Here is a 22,443-nt window from a genome sequence, read left to right as displayed (position 1 = left end):
GAAACCCGATGATTTACATATAAGGAAATATCGAGAATGAGAACCCAAATGATCCCAGGACTGCTGTTGTGGCTGGTATTGGGCAGTGTCACTGTCGCTCAGGCGGAGATTGCTGCCGATGCTGTGTCTGTGGCGCCTTTGCTTAATGGTGAAACGGTGCCGTCACTGACGCTGCAGGACATAGATGGCAAAAATGTCGATTTGACGGCGGTTGTCAGCCAAAGGCCCTGCGTGCTGTTCTTTTACCGGGGTGGCTGGTGCCCTTACTGTAATGCGCAGATGGGACAGCTTAAAGAGATAGAACCAACGCTGCTGGCGATGGGCTTTCAGCTGATTGGGATATCTCCGGACAGCCCGGAGCAGCTCAGGGCATCAATCCGGGACAATAAGCTGGATTATATGCTGCTGTCTGATGCCAACCTGGCGGCTGCCGAAGCCTTTGGTCTGGCTTTCTTCACCGATGAGAAAACCTCATCCGCGTATCTGAGCCGGATGCCTTTGGGGTCATTGGTCCGTACCAATGGGCAGGGCGAACCGCGGCTGGTGTTGCCCGTTCCGGCAGTGTATTTGCTGGATAAGCAGGGACTGGTGCACTTTCAGTATGTCAATCCCAACTTCAGGGTACGTCCTGCACCTGAACTGATATTGACAGCCGCAAAACTCCTGCCCAAAGACTAACGTTGCTGGCGTGGCTGGGGTAAAATCGCGGCAGTTATTTCTGTCCTGATTTTTTTATGAACTATAACCAAGCAATACTGGCCATGGCCCGTGACGGACTGGCCGCTCTGGCAGACTCTGCGCTGGCACGTAAACAACCCACAGCAGCGCAGGAAAGTCATTTTATCTGCAGCTGGATGGCGGATGCGCTGAAAAAGCACACTTATCCCAAGAGTCTGGCGCGGGATCTGACGATCTGGGTACGTGATGGTCGCAGTCTGGGGGCCGGTGCGCAGCTAAAATCTTTACTGGAACGCATTGTGGCTCAGTATGGGGCCGTTGAACATCAGGGTACAATGCTTGGCAGCGCGCTCAATGCATGGCTGGATGCGCTGCGCGCCAGTGAGGTGCTGGTGATTACCGACACTCCGGTGGACAGCAAGCTGAAGCTGGATAATGACGGTCTGCCCAGCGTGATTATTTCAGCACCTGAGTACCAGCAACATATTCACAGCGGAGAGCTGGTTAAGGCTATTACCCTCTATATCCGGGCTGATGAAGCCATGTTGGCTGAAACGGCATTGGCGCAGGGGTTGTTGCTCAGCTGCGGCGATAAAAAGGCGTCGCTTATCAAACATCACAAGGCGTACCGGATTTATCCGGCAAACAATCAACCCGGATTGGCTTTGTTGATTTCCTGAAATAACGCAGCTTAGGCTGCGTTTTTTTATTTAAGCCACCTGCTTTAAAAGGTGGCTTTTTTATTGTTCTGAAATCAGCCGGGCAAATTTCGCGGCTTTCTTTGCAATTTATGACATCGGGCCGGTTTTTGGCGGTGGCTTGTTTATTTAACTCGACAATACCAAGGTGTGCAGTAGTATGATGCGTGTTTTCATGTTGTTGCAAAGGTTGTGCAGGGATGAATAAAGGGTTTTCTCTGGCGGAGATAGTCGTCGGGTTGGTTTTCATGAGCGTGACAGCTGTATTAGCTTTGTCGCAGTTTGTCCCTGTGATATCTGAAGAACCGGTGATCAGCAGCACCTCGGAATCTCCCGCATTGAAAGTGACCTGCGAGCGCAATTCACCATCAGCCTGCAACAGCTAATGTTGTGCCAGTGTGCACCTGACGGTGGTTTGCAGAGCCGGAAGGGGGATACGCAGATTGGATGACGATCTTGAAGAAGATGGGATAAAACAAAGCCTCCGAATGGAGGCTTTGTCGTAAAGAGGTTATTTCAGTTTTTTCGGCTTGATACCGCTGGAGCCGACTTTCACTTTCACCCGGCGACCTGACATACTCTTTTCAGCGGTCATCTGCGCCACGGCTTCATCTTCACGCAGCGACTTGCTGAAACGGCGACGTTGCAGATGCTTGAGCAGTGACTCGCGGCGGGATACTTCATAACCCGGCACTGTCATACGCTTGATGCGCTGACCAATCAGTTTCTCAATGTCAGCCAGCATGCGCTCTTCTTCGCGGCTGACAAAGGAGATAGCCACACCGGATTTACCGGCACGACCGGTACGGCCGATGCGGTGTACATAGTCTTCTGCCAGAAATGGCAGATCGTAGTTCACCACGTATTCCAGATCCGGAATGTCCAGTCCGCGGGCGGCCACTTCGGTGGACACCAGCACCCGCAATTTGCCTTCAACAAATTCTTTCAGGGCGCGGCGACGGTTACCGTGGGCTTTTTCACTGTGGATCACGCCTGTGGGGATGCCATCCATATTCAGCTCACGGGCCAACTGCTCACAGTCTTCACGGGTGGCGGAGAACACCAGCACCTGGTGCCAGTTTTTACGGCCAATCAGCTCAGACAGCAGTTCGCGTTTGCGGCGCTGCTCGACCGGATACACGACCTGGCTGACGGTGGCGGCTGCAGTATTGCGCTTATCGGCAGTGATCACCTGATGACCTGGCATGATTTCGTCGGCCAGCTTACGCACACCGCCGGAGAAGGTGGCAGAGAACATCAGTGTCTGACGCTGCTTGTTACACACCTGCAGTACCCGCTGAATGTCTTTGATAAAACCCATGTCCAGCATACGGTCGGCTTCATCCAGCACCAGATAATCGATATTGGCCAGACTCAGGTTACAGGCCTGCAGTTGCTCCAGCAGACGGCCCGGTGTCGCCACCAGAAAGTCAGTGCCCTGCTTGAGCTTCTTCGCCTGCGCTTCGGCGCTTTTACCGCCGGTCATTAAGCGGACATTGACCTTAAGGTACTTGCTGTAGGCCTTGAGGTTGTTGGCGATCTGCTCAGCCAGTTCACGGGTTGGCGTGAGGATCAGCGCGCGTGCCTGACCGGCAACCAAAGGCTGAGGCTGCTCGACCATCTTCTGCAGAATGGGCAGGGAGAAGGCGGCGGTTTTGCCTGTGCCGGTCTGGGCGCTGGCCAGCACATCCTGACCCCGGCGTACGGCAGGGATCGCCTGGCGCTGGATTGGCGTCAGGGTTTTATAGCCACACTCAGACACTGCCTGCAGTATCTCAGGGGCAAAACTGAAGGATTCAAAATTCATCGACATATCCCATTGTTGCAAAAATGGCCCGTCGGCTTCGGGCGGGCGCGGAGTATACCAAACTCCGCCGACAATCTGTACTTTTTCACTGCACTGATTGCACAAGCCCTTGGCCCTGGCCAAATACCCTCACTGAGTCAGGTGCTCAGCTTTGCTCAGTATAGATGTTGGAGATGATCAAACCGGGATGACACAGAATGGTAATAGAGGTGACGGGCCGATGTCAGCAATTGGCCGGCAGACTCTCGCAAAAGCCTGCAGGCTGTTATGGATTACATGCTCATCTCCATGCCCGCATTGGCTTTCTTACCCAGGTAGTAATACCAGACAGACAGTGGCATAAATATCAGGTTCATCACAGTGGTGAAGTTCATGCCAAAACCGGATTGGTGCAGGTTTCTGATGGTTTCTTTGGAAGCACTCCAGTCCATTTGTCCCAGAGTGACATCCAGCAGCAGTCCGGTCAGCAAAATGGCGACAAACAGCAGACCCACCATCCAGCGTGCCGGCTCTTTTCCATAGTAATTACGGTAAACCCGGGTCATGGGAATGGTCAGCACATCGGCCAGAATGAAACCCATTACCCCACCGAAGGAAATGCCACCGTGCCACAGTGCCGCTGCCAATAGCAGGTTGCCCACTGAGCAGACATAGGCGATCACCGCGACGCCGATACCAATGACCACATCCAGCAGTGAGTGCATAAAGGCGGGCATACCGCTGCCGGCGCCGATGAACAGCTCACGCCACCAGTCAGTGGGCACAGTGGCGATCAGCAGAGATGAAATCACCACACCAATCAGGATCTCTTTGCCTATCATGGCGATATCCATCTGGAAGTAGCCTGAACTGCGACGGATTTTATCGCCGATAGACTCTTTACCGGCAGGCGCCGCAGCCGGGGCACCGCAGCGCATCTGACCACTGCTGTCCATGCCACATTTCATGTCACTGCTTTGTTTGTGGGCAGTGCCACATTGCATTTCGCTGCTTTGTTTATGGGCAGTGCCGCATTGCATTTCGCTGCTTTGTTTATGGGCAGTGCCGCATTGCATTTCACTGCTTTGTTTATGGGCAGTGCCACATTGCATGTCACTGCTCTGTTTATGGGCGGTGCCACATTGCATGTCACTGCTCTCTTTAGGGGCACTGCCGCTTTTTTTGTCGGTCTCAGCGCCCATCTGCATTTGCTGGTGCTCTGCAGACGTCATGCTGTGGCCATGGGCCATATGCATAGGACTGGGTGTTGCCGGCTCACTGATTTTGGCCCGCAGCGCCTTTTCCTGGGCTTTGGGGAAAAAGCTGAACAGAATAGCCACCAGAATGATCAGCAGTATGCCGCCGGCAATTTCGCCCCACAGGAATTGCCACCCCAGTAAGGTCACCAGCACGATGAACATTTCCAGAATAAGGTTGGTGCTGGCCACCAGGAATGCCATGGCATTAGCCAGACTAGCCCGTTTGGCGATAAGGGTTTTGGAGAGCGACGCTGCCGCGTAGGAGCAGGAGGATGACAGCATGCCAAGCACTGTGGTCAGTACCAGACTTTTGGGGCTGGTATGTCCAAGGTTATTAGCGACTTTATCAACGGGGAGCAAATGTCTGAGCAACGAAGAGAGCATCAGACCAAAGGCCAGTGGCCAATATATTTGCCACACCATGCCACTGAAAGTACTGATTAGATGCCACAAATAACCGGAAACAGAATGATCCATGGGAGGTCCTTGAGCAGAGATGACAGGTCATACAGACAGAAAAATGCAGCCATCACGTGTAACAGGTTGTATCATCATATGCCTGTGGTATCCGGGGCTCAAGCAGATCATGCCGTGTTTGGCGATTGGTTAAACCGCTAAGTACGCAGTGGCCAGAGAGAAATTCTGCGCAATCATTCACCATTCGTCTTCTCACCGGATTGTCCCGGTCCGGTGATATGAGGAGAGTGACTATGAAATGTGCAAAGGATTTTGCCCAATGGCTTTATGACAGAGTAGGGCATTTCACTGATGGGGTTTACCTGACACGTCAGGACATACTGGAGTTGACTGACAGGCAAAGGTTCAGCTCCAGTTTCGTCAACGATATCCACTATGAAGTATCCCGCTTCAAAATGGGGTTTGTTACCGATGCCGATAAAGCGCAGTTTTACTTTTTTCGGCTGCCGGATACCCATTGGAAACGGGTTGGCGACAGATATGGTGTGTCAACCAAACCCAGGGCGGATGTGCATCATATCAACATCAAACAGGGCAAAAGTTGAGGTCCCAACAGGGCGTTGCCAACGGCATTCCGGCAAGCCCTGTGGCGTAAGGCTGTCAGGGTTGCTGATTTATGGCGGTGCACTGACGTGTCCACTGAGCCTGCTGCTCCAGTTTATTCATCAATTGTGGCTGCGCGCTGGCCTTCGCGAGGCGCTGCCATTTATCCGCCCATTGATTGTCGCAGCCTGGATGCAGCAAGAGGGACGCCAGATCGTAGCGAAATGCCAGAGGTTGCTGCTCATCCTGCAGCCAGCCAAGGCGCAAATCCTGACTGGCTTCACTCAATAGCTTTTGCTCGGGCGGATACAGGCTGGCCATGATGGGCCGGCGCTGTGCATCTGCCATCAGTGGCAGTTTGGCAAGCAATGCCCGTTTTTCCAGCGCCTTGGGGCTGACCGCCCGCAACATAAGTTGCTGGGTATCTGACAGCGGCTGCAGCGTGTTTTGGGATCGCAGCAGACGGGGCGTCGCCGGATGGTCGAAGCGGGTCAATTGCAACAGAATGGCAAAGCGCTGCTCTTGCGTTAAAGGCGGCAGACGACCGGCAGGAGAATCCAGCAGACTCGCCAGATGGTCAAGGGCTTCGCGGCTTTGTGCCAGAGTCAGGTAAGTGTCGAGCCAGGTTTGTTGCAGTACGCGGTTGTCGCCGGTCTCCATCGCCCGTTGCAGGCTAAGTTGTGCCATGGCATCAATCAATCGCTCACTTTCTCTGTGTTGCCCGGCGGCAAGATACTCAGCCAATGCCTGCAACTGTGACTGCAACTGTTGTGAGGTTGCCAGATCTGACATCTGCGGTGCGTTGAGCATGACCAGCGCCAGATATTCACGGGCCGGTAAGTGGCCGTCCAACACCGATTGCCACAATGATTGCCACAGCAGCAAAGAGGTCAGCGGCTGATGTATTTGCCCCAAATGCAGGCGCGAGCGGCTCAGACTGTGTTCATCCGGCAATACCCTGAGGTAGCCAAGATTGTCTTCATTGGGCCAGATGAAATCCGGACAAACCAGATTGGTGGCCTGAGTGACTTTGGTGCTGTTGCCGCTAAGCATCACCGGCAGCACTTTATCCAGGTGCACGCCCTGCCTGTCGGCATGGTACAGCCCGATGCGCAGTGATTGATGACGAAGCCGTCCTTGTAGATCCGGCTGCTGCTCCAGTGTCAGCGCTTCTACTACACCATCGCGGCATTGCACCCTGGCCTGCAGCAGGTTGATGCCGCGTCCGGTGATAAAATCTTCAAACCATGGCTGCAGGTTGCGTCCGCTAATCCTTTGCGCAATTTCCAAAAACTCAGATGCGCCGGCAGCTTGTCCCGCATATGTCTGCAAGTAGGCCTGCAATACCCTGTCCAGTTGTGCGCCACCCAATTGTGCCTGTAATTGCTCGAGTGCGGCGACCGCCTTGGTATTGATGATGGGGTCCTGTGCCAGATAATGGCTTGGCGCGCCAACGGCGTGACCACTTTCCGGCAGAGAATCGGCCTGATAAGCCTGTGCTCTGCGCTGCACCTGTATTTGCGGTGCCTGAGGCTGCATTGACAGGAACTGACTGATGGCATCGGCCAGCCAGCGGTTGTGCCACCAATCTATGCTGACCAGGTTGCCAAACCACTGACGTGCCAATTGATAACTGATGCTTCCTGCATCCGCCTCTGTGGGCCGGATAAAGGCCACTGCTGCGGCACCGCTGTGGGATTGGGCGGCCAGCGTCTGACTGTCCTGCACCAGCAGTTGGTCGTATTTATCAAAAGGAAAGTGACTGCCCAGTCGGATCTCCAGCACACCAAGCTGCTGTCGGGTTTGGCTCAGCCAGTTCGCTGCATCAACCTGGCATTGTTGTGATTGACGGGCATACAGCGCCAGTGGCAGGCCTGTGTCGGTGTTTTGCCAGTGAACAAATGGTCCGGCATGCAGCGACATATTGTGGGGACTCAATGTCAGCCTGGTATCGAAAGCCGTGCAGCGGCGGGTGTCATCTTCAACCTGGACGTCGCATGTCATGGGGCGACTGCCGGAGATAATTTCCCAATCGGAAGGCGCCGTAACGTCCAGTGTAAAGCGGGCGGGCAAATCTGGCTGATCAAACAGTGGGAACACTCTGGACGCGCCATTGGGTTCAAAGTGAGAATAGAGATATTGCCGCCCATCCTCAGGGTCAATCAGGCTTATCAATCCACTCCCGTTTTGTTGATACTGGCCGCTGAATGTCAGTGTTACCCGGTTGCTGCCATTGCTCAGCAGCGCCGGTGAAAAGGTCAGCTGCGTGCCATTGTAATCCGGATAAAGGTAGCGGCCATTGATGGTGACTGCACTGAGTTGCAGTCCTTTGGCATCAAGTGACAATGGTGTCGTCGTGTCATTGAGATTGAACTGGATGTCGGCCGTGCCTTCAAAGCCGTGTTCGCCCAGTGTCAGCCGGTAACGGTATGCAAGCCCGGACAATCTTGCCGAGCGCAACATGGCCGCCGAGCGTTGGGCATCCGGCGTCAGCGCCACAGGCTTTTTGGAGGAGGTTGACTGACAACCTGAGAGTGACAGCAGGGCCAACAGGCCGGGAAGCAGCAACAGCCGGAGCATGATTCGTTATTATTCTTGTGTGAGTCAATCTGGTTTTTGTGGGAAGTGCGGGGCAACGCTCTGGCTGCCCCTTATGCCTGGTTGATTACAGACCCAGGAAGGATTTTGAACGGGTTTTGCGGATCTCTTTTTCATCCGACCATTCAATCAGCCCGGTGTCCAGATCCATCAGGCGCATGGTCATCTTGTAGTAGACATCCTTGGTGCTGCCATCCTGTTTGACTATGCTCGACAGATTGCCATACAGCATGTACTGAGCGCCGATCTGACGGCCAAACTTAATCGCGTGGGATGGGTCAACCATGCCTGAATTATTTTGATAATCCAGCTGTTTACGTACCGCATCAACCTTGGTCATATCGATGAAACGGAATTTACCCGAACGCAATAACTGATTGCTGATGGAATCGGTGACTGACTCAGTATCAATATGCTCTGAGGTTTTGTTTTTGATGCGATCGACAAAAATCACCGGACGCTCTTTGGCGGTCAGGGCCACCACAGGCGGGAAGGTCAGCATGCTGTCGACCATTTTTTCGGTGATGGCCTGCAGATCGGTGGAGCCAAAGTTTTCATTCACGGTTTCAACCGCCGTGGCATCGCCATATTCCACCCGGGACTGACAGGCGGAGAGTCCCACTACCGCAGCCAGCATCAGTATCAGTTTTGCGTGTTTCATTCTTCTGTCCTTTGGTTCCTAAACTCAGATGATTATTGAATAAAAGCGGATCAGATTACCAGTATCGATTGCCCAAACCAGCGTGGTTTTTCCTGCCTCTATGGTGATCTGATGAGGTGGACTGTTGTCCAGCCGAACAGGATAGCTGCCCGCAGGCAATGACTCACTGGCTATCTGTGCCTGTTGTGGCAAGGTTAACCAGCTGCGCCTGTCGGCCTGCTCGGATACCAGATTGAACAGCTCCATCGCCACTGCGCCGACATTATCCTGATATTGGTTATGCTTGCCACCGGCCTGCCGGTTCATTTCGGCTTTGGCTGCGACCCGCGCCCCCTGGCGCAGCAATATCGCCGGCATTTGCTGACGCAGGGCGTTGATGGCCATGGCATCAAGATTGGCAAGCGGCGCGGTTTTCAGCGGTTTGCCCGCGCCGCTGATTGTCGCCGACGGTACCTGAGGGTTGCGCCCTGAATAGGTGGGCAGCGTGACTCTCTGCCAGTAACCATCAATGGTGAAAGGGACAGTAAAGCTCTGTTTGGCGGGCACCAGTCCCCGTTCCAAAAGCAGAATTAACTGACCTTCGTTTTTCCGGGGAAGCAGGGCATCTCCCCAGCGCTGTTTGAACTCCTGATACTGTGGCATGTGCAGGGTTTTGGCCAGACGCACCAGGGTTTGTTGCAGATAGGGATTGCCCGGCGACAGGCGCTCGGCTTTGCGATAATCGATGAAGGCGTCGTTGGGCTGACCCAGCAATTCATAAATGAGACCGGTCACATAATAGCTGTAGGCATTCAGAAACGCATTGTCCAGATTACCGGCGACCTGGCCCAGACGGCGCATTTCTGCGGCAACCTGGCCGTTTTCTATGTCCTGTACCACAGACTTTGACTCAAAGCGCTGCTGCTCCTGCGCCTGCAGCTCGTTGGTGCGGCGAACTTCCACCAGGGCTGCCTGATAATCCCCGGTAAACAGAAAATTCAGCGCCTGGTACTGATGCAGCATGATGCGCTCGAATGCCGGTCCCCGATAAGGAATGGCGTTATCGTTGAGTAAAATGCCTGAGGCGGTGGCGCCGATGTCTGATGCGCTGATGATGGCTTTGCCGTCCTGCGCCTGATAGTCGGCCATCGCCTGTCGATAGTAGTTTTCGCTGGTTTTGAAATCGCCGTTGATTTGCGCTACCCGTCCGGCTTCCTGGGCATAGAGCAATGCATCCTGCCCATCAAGTCCCGCTTGCAAAGAAGGCAGCGCAGAGGCGGGAGTTGCGCTGTTGAGCGCCTGACGCACCGACGCCATCTGGCTGGGATAGCTGACAAATAAACTGGAGCCGGCGCAGCCACCGAGCAGCAGGCTCAGACTGACCAACAGGATGCGCAGTTTCAGCATGGCTTTGACTCCAGCGGTTGCCCGGTAAGCCGGACTCGCTCAAGCAGGGTGACGCCGTGGAGGTGGTCCAGTTCATGCTGAAATATCCGCGCCACAAAACCTTCAAGTACCTGCTGATGGTCTTGTCCCTGTAAATCCTGATACTGCACTTCAACCCATTGATGGCGGGCAATAATCAGCCGGGTGCCCGGCAGTGACAGGCAGCCTTCCTCGCCCATGACTGATTCTTCCGATGCCGAGATAATCTTCGGATTAACCATTACCTGTGGTGCCATCTCGGGGGCATCCGGGTATCTGACATTGGGACGGGAGGCGATGATAAACAGCGCCAGAGAAGAGTGGATTTGGGGCGCGGCGATTCCCACACCATCGCTGGCCATCATGGTATCCATCATATCTGAGGCAAGTTTACTCAACTGCCGGTCAAACGCGGTGACCGGCTTTGCCCTCTGGTGAAGAATAGTATCCTGATGGGTTGCAATGTGCTGAACCGTCATGGCGCTCCCTGAAATCAATAATGTGGTGGCGGTGTCTCTTCTGACTGATTGGCGATATTACTGGGCTCCATGGCCAGCAGCTTGTCCACGATCAGTTGCATCTGATATTGCTGGCGAGCCACCAGGTCATTGAGTTTGATCAGTTCCTGATTCAGCTCTTCAATGGTGCCATCCTGGAAGGCGATACGCATTTCCAGTTCTTCCAGGCGCGCGTGCAATGTGTCGTTCATCCGTTACCTCGTTGTGGATGTGAGCGACCAGGCCTCCAGCAGCCCGTTGCTGCTGACACTCAATACCTGATCGGCTCCCTTGGTCGCGACAGAGTATACAACGGCGCTGTTGATTTGCCCTTTCTTTGTGACGGCCACCTGCCAATTGCCGAGTTTTTTGCCATTGTCGGTGCGCCACAATATGACTTCTCTGGCCGGGGTACCGGTCAGCAGCGCCGTGCCGGATTTGACAAACCGGGCGGCACTGAAAGTCTTTTGTCGCACCCGGATATCCAGCTTACTGATCACATCGCCGCTGTAACTGCTCCAGATACGGGCATCGTTGGTGCTGTCGCTGGCAAAGGCCTGAGCGCCATCATCGCTGAGCGACACCTTAATCACCCGTGAATCCAGTTGCCAGTGGTGTTCAGGCTGACCAGTTCCGGCATCCCAGAGAATGACCTTGCTGTCATTGCCGCCGGACAGCGCCAGCCGGCCATCGGGGGATATCGCCACACTGTTGACCTTCTCACTGTGACCGAGAAACTTGATCAGCTTGTCCTGGTTGCCGGCCAGTGACATCACGCTGCCATCGGCAAGGCCAATAAGCAGGGCGCCGTTGTCGGCAACGGCAATGCTCTGGCCTGCAGCAGGCAGTGACCACCACCCCCGGGACTGACCGTCGGTAATGCTCCACAGAGCCACTGAATCCCGGCTTAACGAGGCGGCATACAGAGCCGAAGATGAAATAGCCGTTTCAATGATGTCGCTGTTGTTATCGCCATGTCGCCACTGATATTTTACGTTGTTCTCGCCAATTTCCTGATACAGCAGGCCGGAACCTGAAGTGCTGAGCAGCACGCCATCCCCATCCTGAGTCAGACTGGCTGCATACACAGGCTCCTGGGTCAGAGTGATCACCTCTGCTGGTTTGGGCTGGCAGGCTGACAGTGCGGTGACTGCGATAACCAAAAGCAGTTTGTGCATATTCAGACTCCGAACTTTTCCCTGTCGGGATTGTCTCTAATTGGGCTATGTCCAGTCGATGAATGAACAGAATCTCATTGGTATCTGTTTAATAACTGGGGTAAAGTGGCAATTTCTCGCATTAGTTCAAAATGTTGTTGGGCTTGTTTGAGTCCATTTTGAAGTAGTACGACATTGATCTACTGATTATTTTAACGGCAAATGGGTGCTGAGGAAGCATTGATGAAAGCAATTTACAAATTTTCACTGGTTGCACTGGCGATTGCTGGTCTGGCCGGTTGTAACCAGGAACAAGCAAAAGAAACGCCAGCGCAGGCGGCCCAAACCGCAGCTGTATCTCTGACTACTCCGGAGCAGAAAGAGTCATACAGCATTGGTGCCTCTATCGGTGCCTATATGAGCAACCACATCGCCGAGCAGGAATCTCTGGGCATGCCGGTTGACCGTAAGCTGATCATCGAAGGCTTCAGCAATGGTCTGGACAATAAACTGCAACTGACCGAAGAAGAGATGCAGACTGTGCTGCAGAGTCTGGATCAGAAGCTGAATGACAAGCGTATGGCACAGGCTGAAGCACTGGCCAACAAGACCCTGGAAGAAGGCAAGAAATTCCTGGAAGAAAACGCCAAGAAAGAAGGTGTGAAAACCACTGATTCCGGTCTGCAGTATGAAGTGCTGACCGAAGGTACCGGTGAAAAGCCTGCCGCTACTGACACTGTGGAAGTGAACTATCGCGGTACGCTCATTGATGGCACTGAATTTGACAGCTCCTACAAGCGTGGCGAGTCCATCAAGTTCCCGCTGAACCGTGTTATTCCAGGCTGGACTGAAGGCGTACAGCTGATGCCTGTAGGCTCAAAGTACAAGTTCGTGATCCCGGCTGAGCTGGCATACGGTGACCGTGATACCGGTACCATTCCTGCCAACTCTACCCTGGTGTTCGAAGTTGAACTGCTGGGTATCGATAAGCCTGCTGCCGAGGCTGCGCAATAAGTTGCGGCAAGGCTATTAGAGTTGAAAAGGGCGCCTGAGGCGCCCTTTTTTGATCCGGGAGTTATTTTCGCAACCACCTGAAGCGGTACAGTAATCCCAGCTGAATGAAGATAAGGGTCAGCAGTCCCAGGGTAAACCAGCCAAAGGCATGGGGATCATCCACACCGGGAATACCGCCGATATTAACTCCGAGCAAACCGGTCAAAAATCCCAGCGGCAGGAAAATTGCGGTGATCAGCGACAGAAAATACAGGCGTTTGTTGAGCTGCTCTGTCATCTGGTTGGCCAGCTCTTCCTGAGTCACCATGGCTCGGTCGCGGATAGAGTCGAGATCTTCAATGACCCGCAGCAGAGTATTGTAGATTTCCCGCATATGGGTTTTCTCTTCCACTGTCATCATGCTTGGTGTGTTAATGACGTTGAAGAAGGCTTCTTTCTGCGGCGCCAGATAGCGGCGAATGGCGATCACCTGACGTCTGAGCTCCGCCAGCTCAGCTCTGGGAGAACCTGAATTTGACTGCAATACCGCTTCTTCCTGATCGGCCAGTTTATCCTCCAGCTCTGTCACCATATTCACTTTACGCAGCGTCAGGCGGTGGCACAGCTCCAGAATAAATGAACCGGGTGTTGTCGGCCCTTTGCCCAGCAGCAGATGTTCAGCCAGCTCTCCGATGGACTTCACTTTGCGATCGCTGGAGGTGATGATCCGCCCTGTGTCAGCATACAGCCGCACGGCGACCATATCCTCTGGATCACTTTCCGGATTGAGGTTGATCCCTCTTAATGTCATCAGAATACGTTCGGCAGTGGCTTCCACCTTGGGACGGGTATCCGGTGCCAGCAGGGTTTGGGTGTCGGTCAGCGACAGCCCTGCCTGCTTGAGCCACTTCTGCGCGTCGGGATTGCGATAGTTCATGTGCAGCCAGAGGATGCCCTGATCCGGTTGCCATTGCTGCAATTCATCCTGACTCAGTTCTTTGGCTTCCCCGGTTTGGGGGTTAATTAACAGGTTGAAAACAAAGCTTTTAGACATTGATTACTCACCAGTTTATGACCAGGCCCCAGCTTACCGCTGCAGCCGCCGGCTGCCAAGGGTATATTGCCCACCAGACATAGGCAGCCTGTGTGGATTGGGGTAGAATTATGCTCTGGTTTAAATAGTAAAAAGAGTTCCCAATGGATTACGAATTTCGTCGTAACTCGCTCGATGGATCGGTATTGGCGCTATTCAGTATGGATCATGAAGCTCTGGGGCGTTGGCTGTCCGAGGAGCTGGGAGAGGATAAATCCAAATTGGTGGCTGTGCTGCAGGCTATCGCTGAGTTGCAGGCCGGTGAGCTGGAGCAGTTTCAGCTGGTGGGGCGTGATTTCACACTGGAGCTGGATAACGAGCAGGCGGTGGTGATGGCGAATGTTCTGGGTTTCGATCAGGAGCATGAGCTGCAGGAATCCATGAGTCTGTATGACGCCGAGTCTGTGTCAGCCTGTGGGCTGGAAGATTTTCAGCTGGTACTGGAAAGCTGGCAGGCGTTTTTGGCTGAGTCCTGATATTCAAAAAGGCAGCCTTCGTGCTGCCTTTTCCATGATAAACCATCCTAAAGCACTAGCTCTTTCGGCTTAATTATTCAGATAGCGGACAGCCATTTCTGTGCGTGACTTGGCATTGGCCTTGCGCAGCAAATTTTTCACATGCACTTTAACCGTGCCTTCACTGATGTGCAGTTCTTCGGAAATGGCCCGGTTGCTCATGCCTTCTGCCAGATGCTGCAGAATTTGCAGCTCTCTGGGGGTCAGCGCATCAATCCAGCTGGCTTCATCCGGAGTGGCCTTTAAATCGTACAGGTACTCGGCGACCTCATCGCTGATAACCCTGTGTCCCTGCATGGCTTGTTTGAGTTGTTCAAGCAGCAGATCAGGTTCAGTATCTTTGAGCAGGTAACCATCTGCACCGGCCTTCATCAGTCTGACAACATCTTGTTTTGCATCAGATACGGTCAGGATCACCACCCGGGCAGTGACACTCTCCTGTCTCAGGGCGGTCAGGGTATCCAGGCCTGACATGCCTTTCATGTTCAGATCCAGCAGCACGATATCCGGTTCATCGTTGGCCACCGCTGCCAGTGCATCCAAGCCTGTGCCCGCTTCCCCGAACAGGGTGAAATCCTCATCAGAGGCGATCAGCTGACAGATGCCGCGTCTGAGCAGAGGGTGGTCGTCAACGACCAATACGGAATATGGCTTACTCATATTGCGGGGTCTCCTGGGGTGGAAAACTGAGGCTGACGGTGGTTCCGCCTTCGGCATTACCGGTGAATTCTACCACACCCGCAAGCTTACTCGCACGCTCATGCATGATCCCTATACCAAAGTGTTGATCTCTTTCCTTGATATGGTCCAGACCAATACCATTGTCGCAGATGCGGATATGCAGCATGCTGTCATCCTCCAGCTGGCACTGAATATTGATCTGGCTGGCATTGGCATGCTTGATAGCGTTCAGCGTGGCTTCCCGGGTCAGTTGCAGAATGTGAATATGTTGATTGGCACCCAGTAATGTACCCGGCAATTTATAGTCCAGAGTAATGCTGACATCGGTTTGGGCGCGCAGCTGATCCAGCATGGCCTCCATGGCCCGTCGCAGGTTGGGCTCTTTGGTGGTCAGGCGGAAGGTGGACAACAGTTCCCGCAGCTGGGCATAGGCGGTATTGATCCCTTCGTTGATTTCATTCATCTGCTGTTCCACTCTGGCATTGGCATTTTCTTTATCCAGCGTTTTGCGCAGCAGACTGATTTGGATCTTCAGGAAGGATAACAACTGCCCCAGCGAGTCGTGCAACTCACGGGCGATAATGCCGCGCTCTTCCATCAGAGCCAGTTGTTGACGTTGCTCGCCACTGTTGTGAATTACAATTGAGCGGGCCAGCATCATGGCGTAGTTGAGCAGCAGCGGTTGATTGGGCGTTTCGTCGGTAATCACGTCCAGATAGCCAAGCTCAGACTCATCATATTTCAGTGCGAATCTGGCACTGGGCAGGGACACGGCCGGCCAACCCCGGGTATCGGTAATCTCATCGGCATCATCTTCATCGATCAGCAGCAGGCGTATATGGGTCAGCTGTTGATTCTCACGCAATTTTTCCAGCAATTGCACCAGCAGTTGCCGGTCCAGCGGCCGGGTATGCAGCATCATCAGGCTGTCATACAGCAGCGTCAGCTCCAGATGGGCCTGAGTCAGGGCCCGGGTTTTATCCTCAACCTGAGACTCCAGATTGCGGTACAGGGCTGACAGCTCTCTGGCAGTGCTTTGCAGCGCATCACCCAATGCGGTCAGTTCCACATAGTTGGTTTTGGGCATTTCCAGTTCAAATTGTCCCTTGGAGATACTCTCGGCCGACATCATCATCTGCTGCAGCGGCATCACCACCCGTTTGCGGGTATAGCGCACCGCAAAGAAGGCGATGAGCAGCATCAGTCCAAGCCCTACCAACTGACTGATGGCCAGTACCTTGAGTTTGAACTCGGCGTGGTGCTCCATTTCCAGCACCAGCAAGTCAATGGTGTCGACGAAGTCTTTCAGGGACGCTGCGTACTCCCGGGAGTTTTCCTGCTCGATGAACTGTTTCATGACCTGCCATTTATCGATCACCAGCCGATACTGGGCGCTGAGCGCCGCCGGAGCAGCCCAGGATACGGCGTGTTTGAGATCGTCTGAATACAGGGTGTCTTCAAATTGACGGATTTTGTTTTCCGCTTCCTTGCTGCCCGAGTTGGCATAGAACATCAGCCGATAGCTTTGCATACGTAACGAGCCGGAGGCGTTGATTGCCCGACTGTCTCCCAGGCTGTAAAACAGATTCCCCAAAGCAAAAGTGGCCAATCCACTGGACAGTAAAATCAGCACCAACATTACCCCTAAAATTGTAGAGGTGAGACTGGCTTGTTTCATGATAATTCTCGGTCGAATCAGGTGGCTTCCGGTGGCCTTTATTAACACTTGTTATATTAGCAAGTGCTTTATCCTGAATGTAAAAAGGTTGAAAATGTGATCTAAATCTTGCGCACTTGTTGATCTAACGCAAACTTCAATCCGGATACCTACAAGGGGGTATATTTTTACCCCTTAACTGTCTCTAACTTTACCTCCAGAACGAACGGGTTGCACAGCACAACCTGCATAAAGATGGAGATGAGAGTGATGAAAGCGATAACTGGAAAATCCTTTGCCCTGAGCGCATTGGTTGCCGCCAGCTTTATGGCAGCAGGCGCAATGGCCAGCGATAAGACTGAGCCACGTAACGAAGTTTACCAAGACAAATTTAAAGATCAGTATGCCACCTGGCATGATACCAGCGAAAGCAAAGAAGTGATTGACGCGCTGGCTGAAGATCCCAATCTGGTGATCCTGTGGGCTGGTTATGGTTTTGCCAAGGATTACAACAAGGCCCGTGGTCACCACTATGCGGTGACTGATGTGCGCAGCACCCTGCGGACCGGAGCGCCGATGACAGATACCGATGGCCCAATGCCAATGGCGTGCTGGAGCTGTAAGAGCCCGGATGTTCCCCGTCTGATCGAAGATAAAGGTGAAGCCGGTTACTTTGCCGGTAAACTGGGCAGCGGCGGCGCCGAGATTGTTAACTCAATCGGTTGCTCTGACTGTCACGAAAAGGGCTCTCCAAAACTGCGTATCTCCCGTCCATTCGCCGAGCGCGCGCTGGAAGCCATCGACATGCCTTTTGACAAGGCTTCCCGTAAAGACAAGCAGTCCATGGTGTGTGCTCAGTGCCACGTTGAGTACTACTTTGAGAAAGGCGAAGGCCGTCAGGGCTGGGTGAAGTTCCCATGGGACAACGGCGTGACCGTTGAGCAGATGGAAGCTTACTATGATGCACTGGATTTTGCTGACTGGACTCACGCACTGTCCAAGGCACCTATGCTGAAAGCACAGCACCCTGGTTATGAAACCTGGATGCAGGGCATTCACGGCAAGAACAATGTGAGCTGTACTGACTGTCACATGCCTCGCGTCACCAACGAAAAAGGCCGTAAGTTCACTGACCACAAAGTGGGTAACCCATTTGATCGCTTCGATGAGACCTGTGGCACCTGTCACACTCAGGACAAAGAGTTTGTCATGTCCATCACCAAAGAGCGTCAGAAGAAAGTGAAGTCACTGCAGCTGACGGCTGAGCAGCAACTGGTTAAGGCTCACTTCGAAGCTGCCAAGGCCTGGGAAGCCGGTGCCACTGAAGCTGAAATGGCTCCTATCCTGAAGGATATCCGTCACGCTCAATGGCGCTGGGATTATGCGATTGCCTCTCACGGTGTGGCCGCTCATGCCCCTGAAGAAGCACTGCGTATTCTGGGTACCTCAGTGGACAAGTCTGCCGACGCCCGTGTGAAACTGGCTCAGGTACTGGCCAAGCACGGTGTGACTGACCCTGTTGCGGTACCGGACATCTCTACCAAGGCCAAGGCTCAGCAGGTGTTGGGTATGGATATGGACAAGATGAACGCTGACAAGCAGAAGTTCCTGAAGGAAATCACTCCTAAGTGGGACGAAGAAGCCAAGAAGCGTGAAGCAACCTACTGATCTCTTGATGTAAAGAGCTGATACAAGCCCCCAATTTGCAGTTTCCCTGCAAGGTATCAGAACCGACCCCGCCTGAGTGCGGGGTCTTTTTTTATCCGGGGATAAGCTCAGTGTTTGCGCCACCAGGCGATAAAGTGCAGCAGCGCAAAGCCACCGTGACCGTATACATAGGTTTCGATAAGGCCAACCAGAGTTTTGTGCAGACTCAGTAAATCGGCGGTCTCAGTCCAACCCTGACGCATGCTGGTAAACCACAGCGCGCCGCTGAGCACTGCCGCCAGCAGTGCCAGCAGCCCCAAACCCTCCACACAGGCAGCCAGACCAGCGGGGCGGGAAGGTGGCAGGCTGAAGGTGCGCAGAATGCCAATATCTTCCTTAATTACGCTGAAGTTACCTGCCAGCCAGGGATACAGATCCCGCCAGGTTCGGCGTTTGAGCAGGATCCCCATAAATACCGGAGTGAGCAGTAACAAACCCAGACCGACAATGATGTGATACCAATCCACAGTGCCGAAGCTGTTTTGCAGTGTATCTGCATGGATATGCATGAAAGAGGAGGAGATGATCTGCAATATGACCGCAGTTAATATCAGTGCGTGCAGCCATTTTTCCAATGGTGGCAGTCCGGAAAACAGGTCATTGATCCCGCGGGAAAGCTTGGAGTCCGACATAAAATGTTAATACTGATGAAGATGAATACTGACAGTGTGCCGTATTTCACTGAAAGGTGAGATGATTTTTGGTTAATGCAGTCAGGGCTTCAATAACTGCGGCAAAAATAACCGGTGAGTGTGCGGCGATGCAGACAAGTTGCTTGCCTCGCCGCAGCAGTATATCAATCTGTGTCGGGATTGAGTCACTCAGCAAGAATTGAAAGGTGTGAAGCCAACCAGGACAGTCGATGAGCTATCCGGATAGACACCCGCTATCCCTGGCAGTATGCACGCCGTTGAAATTCGTTTCCCGGGAGCGCGACAACCGCAGGATGATGTCACTAATTTGGTGTGGCTCTTTTGAAGCACGAGTCGAATGGCTGACATCGTTCTGATGAGAGTAACTCACTGTGCAGATTGGTATTATTCGTCGCGGGTTAGCACTTCCAACATGTCCACTTCGAAGGTCAGATCGGAGTTGGCCGGGATTTTATCGCCAATCTGACGCTCTCCATAGGCCAGGTGGGCCGGGATAAACAACTTGCGCTTGCCACCGACTTTCATGCCCATCATACCCTGATCCCAGCCTTTGATGACCCGGCCGGTGCCAATCACCACCTGAAATGGACGACCTCGGTCCCAGGAAGAATCAAACTGGGTGCCATCCTGCAGAAAACCCCGGTAATGCACGGTAATTAAAGCGCCTTTGACGGCTGCTTTGCCTTCACCTTCCTGAATTTCTTCAATGATAAGCTCGTTGCTCATCGGTATTTCCTCTGTCTCTCAAAAAACAGGCTGCAGTGTATCATGGGGCGACACAGGAGTGTGATACCTGGCTGCCAGAGCACATGCGGGTATCGGGAATGCGTTACTGCCTTTGGCGCTGCAGGGAGAAAGGTCGTGCGCAAAATCAGGCGCTTTTGGATGCTGACTTTAACCACATGGCAGCGATGATCTGAATGCCATTAGCGTTACAGGAAGGGTGGGGGCCGTGCAGGCCACCCCGATGAGTTACTTGATGAGTTTAAGCAGTGCCTTGAATCTGTCGCCCTGAGCTTCATGCTGCAATTCAAACAACAGAGACTCGACATTGTGCAGCCGGGCACCGAAGTCCCGCATCATTTCTATCCCCAGTTGCTTGTTGGCCTGGGTGCGGGAAGAGACGGCATCGCACATCAGGCTTACCTGATATCCCTGCTCCAGTAAGTCCCGGCAGGTCTGATAGACGCAGATATGAGTTTCAATGCCTGCCAGTATCACCTGATTACGGCCGGACTGGATCAGTTGCCGGCGAAATTCTTCTGCTTGCCAGCCGCTGAAATGAGCCTTGGCAATAGGTTGAGTGCTGAGGCTTAACAGCTCACCCAATGATGCGGAGGTGTGACCCAGTTTATCCGGTAACTGCTCCAGCCAGAGGATCGGGATATCAAACAGTTGTGCCCCCTGGATCAGTATATTGAGTTGCTGGTGCAGGGATTCTGTTTCACTGACTACCTGCGCCAGCTTTCCCTGTACGTCCACGATTACCAGAATGCATTCATCAGCCACTAACATCTCACAGCCCTCCCTATCAGTCGAATTCACACTAATGTTTTTCCGTGCGTTGTGCCAGCCCATTCTATGGGATATTTCGGTGCATTAATGCACAACTTTGGTGCGAATTTATTCATCTTAATATGGTGGTGGATGCCTATCTTTATGATATTAAATAAATAAATCAAATGGCGCGAAGTTTGTAATGCATAGCCCAAAGCGTAAGTCTAATCGGAGGGCAGGATGAAATTGGTCAGCGCAATTATTAAGCCGTTCAAGCTGGATGATGTCAGAGAGGCGATAGCAGGTCTGGGCATTGAGGGCATGACCGTCACGGAAGTGAAAGGGTTTGGCCGTCAAAAAGGGCATACCGAATTGTATCGGGGCGCTGAATATCAGGTTGATTTTCTGCCCAAGGTCAAATTGGAAATCGCCACCAAGGATGAGCATGTTGAGCAGTTGCTTGAAGCCATCGTGGAGGCGGCCCGGACCGGTAAAATTGGTGACGGCAAAATCTTTGTCACTGAGCTGGAACAGGCTATTCGTATCCGTACCGGCGAAACAGACACTGAAGCATTATAAACGGGGGCGCAAAAATGGAACAATTGGCTAGCTTGGGAGCGACAGTGGCAGAGTTGAGATTTGCTCTGGACACTTTTTACTTACTGATTTCCGGGGCGCTGGTGATGTGGATGGCCGCCGGGTTTGCCATGTTGGAAGCCGGCTTGGTGCGTTCAAAAAATACCACCGAGATCCTGACCAAAAACATGTGCTTGTATGCCATTGCCTGCATCATGTATCTGATTGTCGGGTACAACATTATGTATGTGAACAATACTGAAGCCGGTTTCATTCCATCAATCGGGTTGTTGATTGGTGACGCCGCACAGGGCGCCGGACACTCGCTGGAATCTGATTTCTTCTTTCAGGTGGTGTTTGTGGCCACGGCTATGTCAATTGTCTCTGGCGCTGTGGCTGAGCGTATGAAACTGTGGGCATTTCTGGCGTTTTGCGTGGTGATGACCGGATTGATTTACCCGGTAGAAGGGTACTGGACCTGGGGCGGTGGTTTTCTCAATAAATCCGTGGGGTTTGTGGATTTTGCCGGCAGCGGCATAGTGCACATGGCCGGGGCTGCGGCGGCGATTGCCGGAGTACTGTTGCTTGGCGCCCGCAAGGGGAAGTATGGCCCCAATGGTCAGGTTAATCCCATTCCGGGATCCAACCTGCCGATGGCAACTCTGGGTACCTTCATTTTGTGGATGGGCTGGTTTGGTTTCAACGGTGGCTCGCAATTGGCGGTGTCCGACGTCGCCAACGCCTCGTCTGTGGCGACCGTGTTTGTGAATACCAACTCAGCTGCCGCTTTCGGTGCAATTGCCGCCCTGCTGGTGTGCAAGATGACCTGGGGAAAAGCGGATTTGACTATGATCCTCAACGGCGCCCTGGCCGGGCTGGTTGCCATTACCGCGGATCCACTGTCTCCATCGCTGGCACTGGCGGCCACTATCGGTGCTGTCGCCGGTGGTTTGGTGGTGTTCTCCATCGTTGGCTTTGATCGCATCAAAATCGATGATCCGGTAGGTGCTATCTCTGTGCACGGGGTGATGGGATTTCTCGGCGTTATGCTGGTGCCTTTGTCCAACGCTGATGCCACTTTCATCGGCCAGTTGACCGGTGCGGCTGTTATCTTTGGCTGGGTGTTCGGTGCCTCCCTGTTGCTGTGGGCTGTATTGAAATACACCATGGGGATCCGTGTCAGTGAAGAGGAAGAGTATCGCGGTATGGATGCATCGGACTGTGGCATTGATGCTTACCCGGAGTTTGTGTCAGTGAAAACCGCCTGAGCAGGCCATTGCTGAATATTAAAGCAGGGCTGGTCCCTGCTTTTT

Annotated in this window: 23 protein-coding genes; 8 read left to right on the top strand and 15 right to left on the bottom strand. The window is 53.3% G+C overall.

What is annotated here, in order from left to right:
• Positions 1-36: 36 nt before the first annotated feature.
• A complete protein-coding gene (locus tag ACRRUX_RS01365; protein ID WP_432526407.1) occupies positions 37-678 on the top strand; it encodes a peroxiredoxin-like family protein in 642 nt (213 codons plus the stop codon).
• Positions 679-734: 56 nt separating this feature from the next.
• On the top strand, positions 735-1,358 hold the full coding sequence (locus ACRRUX_RS01360; RefSeq protein ID WP_432526406.1) for a DUF2913 family protein: 624 nt from the start codon (positions 735-737) through the stop codon (positions 1,356-1,358).
• Here the strand turns inward: ACRRUX_RS01360 and ACRRUX_RS01355 are convergent.
• The 3 genes from ACRRUX_RS01355 to ACRRUX_RS01345 all read right to left on the bottom strand — a co-directional run bounded on the left by ACRRUX_RS01355 (position 1,288) and on the right by ACRRUX_RS01345 (position 4,898).
• Positions 1,288-1,698, bottom strand: coding sequence for a hypothetical protein (locus tag ACRRUX_RS01355; RefSeq protein WP_432526405.1), 411 nt, complete (start codon positions 1,696-1,698; stop codon positions 1,288-1,290). The genes ACRRUX_RS01360 and ACRRUX_RS01355 overlap by 71 nt on opposite strands.
• A 189-nt stretch (positions 1,699-1,887) precedes the next feature.
• Complete coding sequence (locus tag ACRRUX_RS01350) at positions 1,888-3,183, bottom strand: DEAD/DEAH box helicase (RefSeq protein WP_432526404.1); 1,296 nt, start codon at positions 3,181-3,183, stop codon at positions 1,888-1,890.
• 272 nt (positions 3,184-3,455) lie between these two features.
• On the bottom strand, positions 3,456-4,898 hold the full coding sequence (locus ACRRUX_RS01345; RefSeq protein WP_432526403.1) for a permease: 1,443 nt from the start codon (positions 4,896-4,898) through the stop codon (positions 3,456-3,458).
• Between the two features lie 233 nt (positions 4,899-5,131).
• On the opposite strand from ACRRUX_RS01345, the gene ACRRUX_RS01340 reads away from it, so the two are divergent.
• Positions 5,132-5,443, top strand: coding sequence for a hypothetical protein (locus ACRRUX_RS01340; protein ID WP_432526402.1), 312 nt, complete (start codon positions 5,132-5,134; stop codon positions 5,441-5,443).
• A gap of 55 nt (positions 5,444-5,498) precedes the next feature.
• Here the strand turns inward: ACRRUX_RS01340 and ACRRUX_RS01335 are convergent, their stop codons facing one another.
• The 6 genes from ACRRUX_RS01335 to ACRRUX_RS01310 form a co-directional block, all read right to left on the bottom strand.
• Positions 5,499-8,021 (bottom strand): M1 family aminopeptidase, encoded by a 2,523-nt coding sequence (locus ACRRUX_RS01335; protein WP_432526401.1) that lies wholly within the window; start codon positions 8,019-8,021, stop codon positions 5,499-5,501.
• Positions 8,022-8,106: 85 nt separating this feature from the next.
• Entirely contained in the window at positions 8,107-8,700 is a 594-nt protein-coding gene (gene lpoB, locus ACRRUX_RS01330; protein ID WP_432526400.1) for a penicillin-binding protein activator LpoB, read from the bottom strand.
• Between the two features lie 24 nt (positions 8,701-8,724).
• Positions 8,725-10,086 carry a COG3014 family protein gene (locus ACRRUX_RS01325; RefSeq protein ID WP_432526399.1) on the bottom strand — a complete coding sequence of 454 codons (1,362 nt, stop codon included), beginning with the start codon at positions 10,084-10,086 and terminating at the stop codon, positions 8,725-8,727.
• A complete protein-coding gene (gene def, locus ACRRUX_RS01320; RefSeq protein WP_432526398.1) occupies positions 10,080-10,583 on the bottom strand; it encodes a peptide deformylase in 504 nt (167 codons plus the stop codon). The genes ACRRUX_RS01325 and def overlap by 7 nt, the downstream gene beginning before the upstream one ends.
• A gap of 14 nt (positions 10,584-10,597) precedes the next feature.
• Complete coding sequence (locus ACRRUX_RS01315) at positions 10,598-10,813, bottom strand: SlyX family protein (RefSeq protein ID WP_432526397.1); 216 nt, start codon at positions 10,811-10,813, stop codon at positions 10,598-10,600.
• Between the two features lie 3 nt (positions 10,814-10,816).
• Positions 10,817-11,779: a WD40 repeat domain-containing protein gene (locus ACRRUX_RS01310; RefSeq protein ID WP_432526396.1), complete on the bottom strand. Its 963-nt coding sequence runs from the start codon at positions 11,777-11,779 to the stop codon at positions 10,817-10,819.
• A gap of 222 nt (positions 11,780-12,001) precedes the next feature.
• On the opposite strand from ACRRUX_RS01310, the gene fkpA reads away from it, so the two are divergent.
• Positions 12,002-12,772 carry an FKBP-type peptidyl-prolyl cis-trans isomerase gene (gene fkpA / locus ACRRUX_RS01305; protein ID WP_432526395.1) on the top strand — a complete coding sequence of 257 codons (771 nt, stop codon included), beginning with the start codon at positions 12,002-12,004 and terminating at the stop codon, positions 12,770-12,772.
• A gap of 61 nt (positions 12,773-12,833) precedes the next feature.
• On the opposite strand, the gene ACRRUX_RS01300 is transcribed toward fkpA, so the two are convergent.
• The gene (locus ACRRUX_RS01300; protein WP_432526394.1) at positions 12,834-13,805 is read right to left on the bottom strand and encodes a zinc transporter ZntB; all 972 of its coding nucleotides are present in this window, start codon (positions 13,803-13,805) and stop codon (positions 12,834-12,836) included.
• 143 nt (positions 13,806-13,948) lie between these two features.
• Here ACRRUX_RS01300 and ACRRUX_RS01295 point away from each other — a divergent pair, with 143 nt between their 5' ends.
• Positions 13,949-14,320 carry a YacL family protein gene (locus ACRRUX_RS01295; RefSeq protein WP_432526393.1) on the top strand — a complete coding sequence of 124 codons (372 nt, stop codon included), beginning with the start codon at positions 13,949-13,951 and terminating at the stop codon, positions 14,318-14,320.
• 69 nt (positions 14,321-14,389) lie between these two features.
• On the opposite strand, the gene ACRRUX_RS01290 is transcribed toward ACRRUX_RS01295, so the two are convergent.
• Entirely contained in the window at positions 14,390-15,019 is a 630-nt protein-coding gene (locus ACRRUX_RS01290; RefSeq protein ID WP_432526392.1) for a response regulator, read from the bottom strand.
• A complete protein-coding gene (narQ, locus tag ACRRUX_RS01285) occupies positions 15,012-16,718 on the bottom strand; it encodes a nitrate/nitrite two-component system sensor histidine kinase NarQ (RefSeq protein ID WP_432526391.1) in 1,707 nt (568 codons plus the stop codon). Before narQ ends, ACRRUX_RS01290 begins: the two co-directional genes overlap by 8 nt.
• A gap of 246 nt (positions 16,719-16,964) precedes the next feature.
• Between narQ and nrfA the strand changes: the two genes are divergently transcribed.
• Positions 16,965-18,365: an ammonia-forming nitrite reductase cytochrome c552 subunit gene (nrfA, locus tag ACRRUX_RS01280; RefSeq protein ID WP_432526390.1), complete on the top strand. Its 1,401-nt coding sequence runs from the start codon at positions 16,965-16,967 to the stop codon at positions 18,363-18,365.
• Between the two features lie 107 nt (positions 18,366-18,472).
• Here nrfA and ACRRUX_RS01275 read toward each other — a convergent pair whose 3' ends face one another.
• The 3 genes from ACRRUX_RS01275 to ACRRUX_RS01265 form a co-directional block, all read right to left on the bottom strand.
• The gene (locus tag ACRRUX_RS01275) at positions 18,473-19,036 is read right to left on the bottom strand and encodes a cytochrome b/b6 domain-containing protein (protein ID WP_432526389.1); all 564 of its coding nucleotides are present in this window, start codon (positions 19,034-19,036) and stop codon (positions 18,473-18,475) included.
• Positions 19,037-19,441: 405 nt separating this feature from the next.
• Positions 19,442-19,783: an FKBP-type peptidyl-prolyl cis-trans isomerase gene (locus tag ACRRUX_RS01270; protein WP_432526388.1), complete on the bottom strand. Its 342-nt coding sequence runs from the start codon at positions 19,781-19,783 to the stop codon at positions 19,442-19,444.
• 246 nt (positions 19,784-20,029) lie between these two features.
• Positions 20,030-20,572: a hydrolase gene (locus ACRRUX_RS01265; RefSeq protein ID WP_432526387.1), complete on the bottom strand. Its 543-nt coding sequence runs from the start codon at positions 20,570-20,572 to the stop codon at positions 20,030-20,032.
• Positions 20,573-20,794: 222 nt separating this feature from the next.
• On the opposite strand from ACRRUX_RS01265, the gene ACRRUX_RS01260 reads away from it, so the two are divergent.
• Both ACRRUX_RS01260 and ACRRUX_RS01255 read left to right on the top strand, forming a co-directional pair.
• Positions 20,795-21,133 (top strand): P-II family nitrogen regulator, encoded by a 339-nt coding sequence (locus tag ACRRUX_RS01260; RefSeq protein WP_432526386.1) that lies wholly within the window; start codon positions 20,795-20,797, stop codon positions 21,131-21,133.
• Between the two features lie 14 nt (positions 21,134-21,147).
• Positions 21,148-22,398 carry an ammonium transporter gene (locus ACRRUX_RS01255; protein WP_432526385.1) on the top strand — a complete coding sequence of 417 codons (1,251 nt, stop codon included), beginning with the start codon at positions 21,148-21,150 and terminating at the stop codon, positions 22,396-22,398.
• Positions 22,399-22,443 lie beyond the last annotated feature (45 nt).

Origin of the sequence: Shewanella sp. GXUN23E (assembly GCF_050865035.1) — a bacterium.
Lineage (GTDB): Bacteria > Pseudomonadota > Gammaproteobacteria > Enterobacterales > Shewanellaceae > Shewanella.
The sequence above is the reverse complement of the archived record's forward strand: the minus strand, read 5'-3'. Positions and strand labels throughout refer to the sequence as shown.

Excerpts from the sequence above, each read along its gene's own strand:
- ACRRUX_RS01365 (WP_432526407.1), top strand. The coding sequence starts at position 37 with ATGAGAACCCAAATGATCCCAGGACTGCTGTTGTGGCTGGTATTGGGC.
- ACRRUX_RS01360 (WP_432526406.1), top strand. The coding sequence starts at position 735 with ATGAACTATAACCAAGCAATACTGGCCATGGCCCGTGACGGACTGGCC.
- ACRRUX_RS01350 (WP_432526404.1), bottom strand. The coding sequence starts at position 3,183 with ATGAATTTTGAATCCTTCAGTTTTGCCCCTGAGATACTGCAGGCAGTG.
- ACRRUX_RS01345 (WP_432526403.1), bottom strand. The coding sequence starts at position 4,898 with ATGGATCATTCTGTTTCCGGTTATTTGTGGCATCTAATCAGTACTTTC.
- ACRRUX_RS01340 (WP_432526402.1), top strand. The coding sequence starts at position 5,132 with ATGAAATGTGCAAAGGATTTTGCCCAATGGCTTTATGACAGAGTAGGG.
- ACRRUX_RS01335 (WP_432526401.1), bottom strand. The coding sequence starts at position 8,021 with ATGCTCCGGCTGTTGCTGCTTCCCGGCCTGTTGGCCCTGCTGTCACTC.
- lpoB (WP_432526400.1), bottom strand. The coding sequence starts at position 8,700 with ATGAAACACGCAAAACTGATACTGATGCTGGCTGCGGTAGTGGGACTC.
- ACRRUX_RS01325 (WP_432526399.1), bottom strand. The coding sequence starts at position 10,086 with ATGCTGAAACTGCGCATCCTGTTGGTCAGTCTGAGCCTGCTGCTCGGT.
- def (WP_432526398.1), bottom strand. The coding sequence starts at position 10,583 with ATGACGGTTCAGCACATTGCAACCCATCAGGATACTATTCTTCACCAG.
- ACRRUX_RS01315 (WP_432526397.1), bottom strand. The coding sequence starts at position 10,813 with ATGAACGACACATTGCACGCGCGCCTGGAAGAACTGGAAATGCGTATC.
- ACRRUX_RS01310 (WP_432526396.1), bottom strand. The coding sequence starts at position 11,779 with ATGCACAAACTGCTTTTGGTTATCGCAGTCACCGCACTGTCAGCCTGC.
- fkpA (WP_432526395.1), top strand. The coding sequence starts at position 12,002 with ATGAAAGCAATTTACAAATTTTCACTGGTTGCACTGGCGATTGCTGGT.
- ACRRUX_RS01300 (WP_432526394.1), bottom strand. The coding sequence starts at position 13,805 with ATGTCTAAAAGCTTTGTTTTCAACCTGTTAATTAACCCCCAAACCGGG.
- ACRRUX_RS01295 (WP_432526393.1), top strand. The coding sequence starts at position 13,949 with ATGGATTACGAATTTCGTCGTAACTCGCTCGATGGATCGGTATTGGCG.
- ACRRUX_RS01290 (WP_432526392.1), bottom strand. The coding sequence starts at position 15,019 with ATGAGTAAGCCATATTCCGTATTGGTCGTTGACGACCACCCTCTGCTC.
- narQ (WP_432526391.1), bottom strand. The coding sequence starts at position 16,718 with ATGAAACAAGCCAGTCTCACCTCTACAATTTTAGGGGTAATGTTGGTG.
- ACRRUX_RS01275 (WP_432526389.1), bottom strand. The coding sequence starts at position 19,036 with ATGTCGGACTCCAAGCTTTCCCGCGGGATCAATGACCTGTTTTCCGGA.
- ACRRUX_RS01270 (WP_432526388.1), bottom strand. The coding sequence starts at position 19,783 with ATGAGCAACGAGCTTATCATTGAAGAAATTCAGGAAGGTGAAGGCAAA.
- ACRRUX_RS01265 (WP_432526387.1), bottom strand. The coding sequence starts at position 20,572 with ATGTTAGTGGCTGATGAATGCATTCTGGTAATCGTGGACGTACAGGGA.
- ACRRUX_RS01260 (WP_432526386.1), top strand. The coding sequence starts at position 20,795 with ATGAAATTGGTCAGCGCAATTATTAAGCCGTTCAAGCTGGATGATGTC.
- ACRRUX_RS01255 (WP_432526385.1), top strand. The coding sequence starts at position 21,148 with ATGGAACAATTGGCTAGCTTGGGAGCGACAGTGGCAGAGTTGAGATTT.